The organism is Scytonema hankhaensis NUACC26 (assembly GCF_045865695.1).
Lineage (GTDB): Bacteria > Cyanobacteriota > Cyanobacteriia > Cyanobacteriales > Nostocaceae > Scytonema.
Genome location: NZ_BAACAP010000047.1, coordinates 1 through 7,096, shown reverse-complemented (window position 1 = coordinate 7,096; position 7,096 = coordinate 1). Strand labels below are relative to the sequence as shown.

Annotated in this window: 5 protein-coding genes and 1 tRNA gene; 2 read left to right on the top strand and 4 right to left on the bottom strand. The window is 43.9% G+C overall.

Translation table 11 applies throughout. The features are described from left to right. The 3 genes from ACKTT2_RS01050 to pdhA all read right to left on the bottom strand — a co-directional run. On the bottom strand, positions 1-696 hold a 696-nt coding region (locus tag ACKTT2_RS01050; protein WP_407883082.1), incomplete at its 3' end, for a ketose-bisphosphate aldolase. Positions 697-944: 248 nt separating this feature from the next. Then, positions 945-1,016 (bottom strand) — tRNA-Lys (locus ACKTT2_RS01045). Positions 1,017-1,333: 317 nt separating this feature from the next. Further along, positions 1,334-2,368 carry a pyruvate dehydrogenase (acetyl-transferring) E1 component subunit alpha gene (gene pdhA, locus ACKTT2_RS01040; RefSeq protein ID WP_407883080.1) on the bottom strand — a complete coding sequence of 345 codons (1,035 nt, stop codon included), beginning with the start codon at positions 2,366-2,368 and terminating at the stop codon, positions 1,334-1,336. Positions 2,369-2,963: 595 nt separating this feature from the next. Here pdhA and ACKTT2_RS01035 point away from each other — a divergent pair. Then, positions 2,964-5,276, top strand: a complete 2,313-nt coding sequence (locus ACKTT2_RS01035) for an IMS domain-containing protein (protein ID WP_407883078.1) — start codon at positions 2,964-2,966, stop codon at positions 5,274-5,276. 41 nt (positions 5,277-5,317) lie between these two features. On the opposite strand, the gene ACKTT2_RS01030 is transcribed toward ACKTT2_RS01035, so the two are convergent. Next, entirely contained in the window at positions 5,318-5,752 is a 435-nt protein-coding gene (locus ACKTT2_RS01030; protein ID WP_407883076.1) for a response regulator, read from the bottom strand. 756 nt (positions 5,753-6,508) lie between these two features. Between ACKTT2_RS01030 and ACKTT2_RS01025 the strand changes: the two genes are divergently transcribed. Further along, positions 6,509-6,829, top strand: coding sequence for a slr1957 family protein (locus ACKTT2_RS01025; RefSeq protein WP_407883074.1), 321 nt, complete (start codon positions 6,509-6,511; stop codon positions 6,827-6,829). Positions 6,830-7,096: the final 267 nt, after the last annotated feature.

The following is a 7,096-nucleotide window of genomic DNA, read 5'->3' as shown; positions in this document are numbered from 1 at the left end:
ATGCATAACCAAGTGAGTGTTAGGCAAACGGCGGTGAATTTCTTCAATACGACTGATTGCCAAAATTTCCCCAGTTGGCTTGCGGGTAAACTTATAAGCACCGTGGCTGGTACCAATAGCCACAGCCAAAGCATCAACTTGGGTTTGTTCCACAAAGTCAACAGCTTGGTCTGGATCGGTCAGTAGCTGATCGTGAGAAAGCTTACCCTCAGCACCGTGACCATCTTCTTTGTCACCCATACCTGTTTCCAAAGAACCCAAGCAGCCAAGCTCACCTTCTACGCTGACACCCAGCGAGTGAGCCACATTTACTACTTCGCGGGTAACGTTAACGTTGTACTCGAAGCTAGCGGGGGTCTTAGCATCAGCTTCCAGCGAACCATCCATCATGACGCTGGTAAAGTTGTTTTTAATAGCTGAGTAGCAGGTGGAAGGTGCATTACCATGATCCTGGTGCATGGTGATGGGAATGTGAGGATAGGTTTCCACCGCTGCCAAAATGAGGTGACGTAGGAAGTTTTCCCCAGCGTACTTACGAGCGCCACGAGAGGCTTGCAAAATCACAGGGCTATCTGTCTCTTGAGCAGCCTGCATGATAGCTTGGATCTGCTCCATGTTATTCACGTTGTAAGCTGGTATGCCGTAACCATTTTCTGCTGCGTGGTCTAAGAGCAGTCGCAGGGGTACAAGCGCCATAGATAGTCCTCCTAAATGTGGTTGTCAGCTAGTTGGCAAGACAAGCGTAAATTATTACGCTATTTTTAATATTATTTTAAGCTTATAGGAAATTATAACTAGTGTTGTATCTTTATGTTGAAAAACTTTAAGACTTTTCGTTAACTGTAAACATTTCTATCTCTTTTTGTAAAGAATTGTTAAGCTATTAGAGAATGGCTATCTACAGGAAGATGCGCCATAGGACGTCTCTACATTCTCAGTTTTTATGGGTCGCCCGGGATTCGAACCCGGAACTAATCGGTTAAAAGCCGAGTACTCTACCGTTGAGTTAGCGACCCGTTTGTTTCATAGACTATGTAATCATAGCACAGTCAAATCTACTTTTGTAAAGGGTCTGGGAAAAATTTATCCAGAAAGGCAGAGGGCAGAGGGCAGGAGGCAGAAGGAAATACTACTAGCTCCTGCCCTCTAAAGAGTGAGCGAACGTTCAAGGGTTTAAAACTGCATCCTTACAGGCATCTTCTGAAGGAGACGCTAAGCGATGCTATGGGCTGTGCCCTGAATCCACATTCTTTTGTGCCTTCTGCCACGCCACTTGCTGTAGCCTGTGAAACCCGTCCACCGCAGTGGCTCCTCTGCCTCCCTCCTGCCTTGTTCAATCATCTTCAGCAAATACAAAGCGATGTAACTCGCTTGGATTTGGTTCGGGGCTGCTTTCAGCAAATTTTACGGCTTCGTCTATGGTCTGCTGCACTTTATGGTCAATATCTTTGAGTTCTTCGCTAGACGCCAAGTTTTGCTCGACTAGATAAGCAGCAAACTTCTTAATGGGGTCGCGAGAGAACCAAAATTCTTTTTCTTGTTTGCTTCGCATTTCATCTGGGTCAGCGAGGGAATGACCCCGGAAACGATAGGTCAGTGCCTCAATGAGGGTAGGACCTTCTCCCGCACGCGCACGGGCTACGGCTTCTTGAGCTACGGCTCGCACGGCTAAAACATCCATTCCGTCTACTTCCACACCAACCATGTTAAACACGCTAGCTTTTTTATAAATTTCGGGTTGGGAAGTCGCACGTTCGTGAGCCATACCGATCGCCCACTTATTATTTTCTACGACAAAAATAATTGGTAGATTCCACAGAGCCGCCATGTTGAGTGTCTCAAAAAACTGACCGTTATTGGCAGCACCATCTCCAAAAAAGCAAGCAGTTACTTGGTCAGCACTTTTATCGCCCAACACCTCGCGACGGTATTTGCTCTGAAAAGCTGCTCCTGCTGCTACGGGAATACCTTCCGCCACAAAAGCGTATCCACCCAAAACACGGTGTTCGGCAGAAAATATGTGCATCGAACCACCACGTCCTTTGCTGCATCCCGTGGCTTTACCAAATAACTCCGCCAAGACTTCTTTTGCTGGTACTCCCGCACTCAAAGCATGAACGTGGTCGCGGTAAGTACTGCAAACAAAATCTTCTCCCGGTCGCATCGATCTAATAACACCAGTTGAAATCGCTTCTTGACCGTTATACAGGTGTACAAAACCAAACATTTTGCCTCTGTAGTACATTTCAGCACACTTGTCCTCAAACAAGCGTCCCAACATCATGTCCTCGTACAACACTAACCCTTCTTCTCTGGTTATTTGTACGGTTGCTGTATCAAATTTAGGTAATGTGCGTTCTTGGGTCATTATTTCTTGGTATTCCTGTCGTAAATCTTAAAGTTACTATGCGAGCAAATTTACCAAAATGCAGCGTAAGCTTTTAAAAAGATAGCATTTCAACTAGGGGCTAGCGAAACAGTCATCAAAGGCTGCTATTTGCTGACTGCTCGCTAGCAACTGTTGTAGCTTTTCGCTATAAACTATCTGTCTCGACATTCAGTTTTCTGCCTATTTACTAACAATTTCACGAGGTGCTGGCAAAAGTGCTATCCTTCTTTAGACAATTGCTATGACAGAATAACTGTGATATACTTCGGGTCTCTCTATTGGAGAAAGTGTAAAAAAGGGGGTCTTTCACCATATAGTCGGAAAAAATAGTCAGAAAATGTGGGACTCATTCTCTCTTGTTTGTTACCAGGTTGCACGTCCATTTACAGCAAAATCCTAAAAATAATCTTAAAAAGAGAAAACCTTCTCGGAAAAATGATATCTAAAGCGTGGGCAAAAGTTCTATAGAGCACATTTATAGTGCGATGTTACCCAATTGGCATAATGATAAATTTTTACAATTCAGTCATGCTGTAGGAAAATTATGTTTATCGCGCTGCAGGGGAAGTAGGCTGTGCGAATTCCGCTAGATTACTACCGAATTTTAGGCATACCGATGGCGGCAAGTGAGGAACAGTTGCGGCAAGCATACGGCGATCGCATTATGCAGCTGCCGCGACGCGAGTATTCCCATGCAGCAATTACATCGAGAAAAAAACTCATTGAGAAAGCTTACCTCGTCTTATCAGATCCTAGAGAACGTAAAACCTACGACAAACTCTACCTAGCTCATGCCTATGGTTCCGATCGCCATCAAGATAGGACAGTGGCTGTTGAAACTGTCGCTCGCGGTAATGGAGATGTTGAGTTGCTCAATCTCAACATTGAAATTGCACCAGACGAATTCGTGGGGGCGCTCCTCATTTTGCAAGAATTGGGAGAGTACGAACTCGTTCTAAAATTAGGACGCCCTTACCTACTCAGCAGAAATGGTACGGGCAAACGATACGTCAATAGCGAAGACAGCGAAGAAAATTACACCGTCGAACTGCCAGATATCATTCTTACTGTTGCTCTAGCTTGTTTAGAACTAGGTCGCGAGCAATGGCAGCAAGGTCACTATGAAAATGCGGCAATTTCCTTAGAAACAGGAGAAGAACTCTTAGCGCGGGAAGGTTTGTTTCCTAGCGGTCGGGCTGAAATTCAGTCAGACCTCAACAGATTGCGACCTTATCGTATTCTAGAGTTGCTAGCACTGCCTGAAGAAAATATAACCGAAAGAACTCAAGGATTACAGTTGTTACAGAAAGTTCTTGACGAACGAGGTGGCATTGATGGCTCAGGAAACGACCAATCGGGACTAAACATCGACGACTTTCTCAGATTTATTCAGCAACTACGTAATTACCTAACAGTTACAGAACAACACCAATTATTTGAAGCGGAAAGCCAGCGTCCTTCAGCAGTTGCAACATATTTAGCAGTTTACGCCTCGTTAGCCAGAGGATTTGCCCAACGTCAACCCGCATTAATTCGTCAAGCCAAGCAGTTACTAATCCGCTTGAGTCGGCGTCAAGATGTTCATTTAGAACAGTCCCTCTGTGCCATGCTTTTAGGGCAAACAGAAGAAGCCACTCGTGTCTTAGAACTCTCTCAAGAGTACGAAGCTCTAGCTTTTATTCGAGAATATTCTCATGATTCTCCAGACTTATTACCGGGATTGTGCCTGTATGGAGAACGTTGGTTGCAAAACGACGTATTTCCTCACTTTCGAGATTTGGTAGACCAACCAGTTTCCTTGAAAGACTATTTTTCCGATCCTGGGGTACAAGCTTATTTAGAAAACCTTCCTACAGAAGAAGAAACAACTTATGAATCGGCGGGGACTTACCCACAGCCATCCACTCAAGCACAAACAAATCGCCGCTACCAAAACGGTTATCACAAAAGTTCTCCACAAAACTTCAGACAATCTCCAACTACAAGAACGCCTGATGTAGAACAACCACAAACAAGACCAGAGGAAAGGCAAGATAATTTACGCTGGTCTCAACTTGGGTATGCCTCTCCTAGATCTTATGGCAATGTCACCAGACAAGCAGAACCGTCTGTCAACTCAGTGCCTAATACTGAATACTATGCCAGAGGCACGCATCAACATATCAATGGGACTACCAACACAACACCTTCCCAATCAAGAAGACAAGTACGACAGCCCACTCATTTAGGGTATGTCTCAGAAAACAGCCCCCTGCCATCTCGCCGTCGCCGGGTACGCAATCGGCGAGCGCAATTGCGCTTATTATGGACGATCTTAGCCTCAGCAGCAAGTATCGTTGTGTTGTGGTTTGTCATTTCAACAACGATTGGATTTTTCAAAAATCTGTTGTCCCCTAGCGCATCTCTAAAAGGCGAACAAGTCTCAGTAGCACTTAACCAACCTCCCATATCCATTCCCGACCCCACCAACGAACCACAACTTCCCACAGGGACTTTAACAGAAGACAAAGCGACAGAAATTGTTCGAGCTTGGCTCGATATCAAAGCTGCTGCTTTTGGATCGGAACACGATCTCTCCAGTTTGGAGCATATTTTAGTGAGTCCTACCCTAACAAAATGGCGGCTGTGGGGGCAACGAGAAAAAGAAAAGAATCGTTATCGGAAATACGAACATACTGTAAAAGTAGAATCCTTAGAAACCAATCGAACCTCCCAAAACCAAGCAGCAGTGGAAGCAGCCGTCACTGAAGCCACAGAATTTTATGAAAACGGTGAAAAGAAAAGGTCAGATAAAGAAAAACTACGAGTCAGATACGATCTGATTCGTGTGGACGATGGGTGGCGTATCCGCGATATGTCAGTCCTCAACAAAATCAGTATGGTTTAACACTGGTCACTGGTCACTGGTCACTGGTCACTGGTCACTGGTCACTGGTCACTGCATCTAATTGAGAGTTCCATTTCTACCCACTTATGGGCTAGTAAGCGATGGACTCGTTGGCGTAACACATCCCAGTTAACTGGTTTTGTGAGATAGCCTGCTACTCCTGCATCAATTGCGCGATCGCGAGACTTCTTGTCCTCAAGAGCCGTAATCATTAAAACTGGGGGACAGCGATCGCGCAAAAGGGTTTGTAGTTGAGAGCAACACGTAAACCCATCCATCTCTGGCATCATAGCATCCAATAACACTATATCTGGCGGTTGTGCTTGACAGATATCTAGACATTGTTGTCCGTTGCTAGCCTCAGCAACAGAATATCCTTCTTTTTCAATAGCCTGACGCAGTACAAATCGCATTGGCTTTTCATCATCTACAACCAGAATTACAGGTGGATTGCTGTCGAAGACGGTATTTATCATCCTGGCTCCTTGGATGCCTTCACTAATTGCAAAGAAGTTCTACCCGTTGATACTCTTTTTTTTATTCTTTGACCAGCGTAAAACTACATAGAAAATATCCACTTTCTCTTGTGGTACGGAGAGCAGCGCCATGCGGGGGGAACCCCCGTTGAGGCGACTGCGGAGCTTCTAGCCCATTTCTCTTGTGGTACGGAGAGCAGCGCCATGCGGGGGGAACCCCCGTTGAGGCGACTGCGGAGCTTCTAGCCCGTCTTTCAGCATAAGCGGGCGAGGACGCCCACCCTACAAGATGAATATTTTATTTTTTAGAATTCTGTATGCAAAATGAAACATTTCTTCACAAATAAAAAAATTAATACTTCAGAATTATGAAGCTTTATGTTCTTAATACTTTTTGCATAATTCAAAAATGACAGGACTATATTCAAGATTGCTATCATGTTCTGCCTTCTGGCAGTTTCGTTACATATTTTTTTTGAAATATTCTGATGTTAACGCTCACTCATATATTGAGAATTATTGAGCGATCGAGTTCCAAGTAAAGTTTATTTTCTTTTCGTGCAAGAGTCAGCAGGCGACTGTTACTCTGTGAATATGTGAATTTATAGAAAAGTTCCAACGAGTGTTTTAATTTCTTAACCAAGCTTCACAACAACCAAATAATCCTTAGGCTATAGACCAAATAGGTTATTTGTTAAGACTATTTCAAGGCTAACGATTCATTAAATTATGTTAATTCAATTTCCTAGACCACGTATGAAACATTATCATTTGGAATGGATCGCAGAATGGTGTCAGGACAACGGCTGGACAGATTTGTTTGAGGAGCGCCGGAATAACTATTGGGCTTTTCCACCTGGTGCAGTCATGCCCGAACCCATTCCAACTCAAGTATTAAGATTGATTAAGAGTCAAAAGGGAATGACTGTAGACGAGAAGTTTTGGTCAATTTCAGCAGTAGTAGGTACTTTCGCTGCAGTTATTTCTACCTATTTGTTGAAATGTCCCATGCCGCTTGTTTTGGCTTTTGCTTTTGATGCAGTCACAGCCGCTCGACTAGAAATTGAAGAAGCGTAAATAGTTGTTAGTAGATAGTGGTTAGTGGTTAGTGGTACAAGAACCAACCAATAACAACTAACCAATAACCAATTCAAATCTTTATTTCTTCATCCTGTCTGTTAAAGCGTTCAATAGTTTGAAGGTCTTTCTCTTCTTCATCGTATATTTTAGGGTTGACTCCGATTTACTACGATATGTTGTTACGCCTACTGATACTTTTAAGCTGAACATAATTGAACATTGCTGCTCAAGTCAGCTACAACCTCAGTAGCAGAAACAGTGCTA